We start from the raw sequence: 1024 nt of genomic DNA, 5'->3' as shown, positions 1-1024 counted from the left end.
CGGATCATGCGCCAGGGCCGCGCCTATCACATGTTTTTGCAGCTGGTCGGCCAGACCGTCGACACCCAGAAGCTGCGCGACATCCGCAAGCTGCTCGGGTTCACCATCGCCGGCCGTACCGGCACCGAGGAAGATTCCCGCGAGGCCCTCGGTGTGGGGATCGCCGCCAAGATCGACGAGAAAGGCGCGGAGGGAACTGCGTTCCTGCGGGTGGCGCAGCGCCAGCCACGCCAGTTCCGATTCTTCTACTCCTCGGCTGATTTCGTTCCGCAGACCGGGCCCGACGACAGCCGTCCACTGGAGGCCGGCACCTGGTTCGAGCCTCGTGCTTTCACGGCCGAAGAGGCCGCCGACATCGATGGCCTGCTGGCCGAGCCGGTGGAACGCGACGCTGCCCCGGCGCCGGTCCCGGAGGCCGCCAGCGTGAAGATCATCGACGCGGTGATTGGTTCCCTGCAGGCCACGGGGGCCGCCCCGCCACGCCAGCTGTGGCTGCCCCCACTGGGCGCTCCGCCGGCCGCCGATGATCTGGTGGCTCGACTGCGCGGCAAGCCGTGGGATGTCGACTACGGCCAGAACCCGGGCCTGGTGTTGCCGGTGGCGCTGGAGGATCGCCCACGTCAGCACCGCCAGGATGTCTGCTACCTGAACATGCTGGAGAGTAGCGCGCTCATCGTCGGCGCCCCCCGTATGGGCCATACCAACGCGGTCATGACCATGATCACCGCGGGTGCGTTGATGTACCGGCCGGAGCGGGTGCAGTTCTACTGCATTGCTGCCAGCGGCCCACAATTGGCAGCGTTGAACGATCTTCCGCATGTGGCAGCGGTGGCGGCTCTGCACGACACCGAGGGCGTCACCCGCTTGTTGGCCACCGTGCGCGGCATCGTCGAGGAGCGTGAACGGCTATTCGCCACCCGCGGCCTGGATATGGAGCAGGTGCGGGCGGCGAAGTTCGGCCCGAACCCGACCGATATCGGCGTCTCCGGCGGTGATGTGGTGCTGGTCATCGACGGCTGGGGCA

1 protein-coding gene is annotated in these 1024 nt (G+C 67.9%); it reads left to right on the top strand.

Features of this window, described 5'->3' with window-relative positions:
* The coding region (locus H7I57_RS31960) for an FtsK/SpoIIIE domain-containing protein (protein WP_264028458.1) at positions 1–1024 on the top strand (1024 nt) is incomplete at both ends.

Origin of the sequence: Mycolicibacterium pyrenivorans (assembly GCF_025821625.1) — a bacterium.
Lineage (GTDB): Bacteria > Actinomycetota > Actinomycetes > Mycobacteriales > Mycobacteriaceae > Mycobacterium > Mycobacterium pyrenivorans.
Note: the sequence above shows the minus strand (reverse complement) of the source record. Positions and strands in the feature narration are given on the sequence as shown.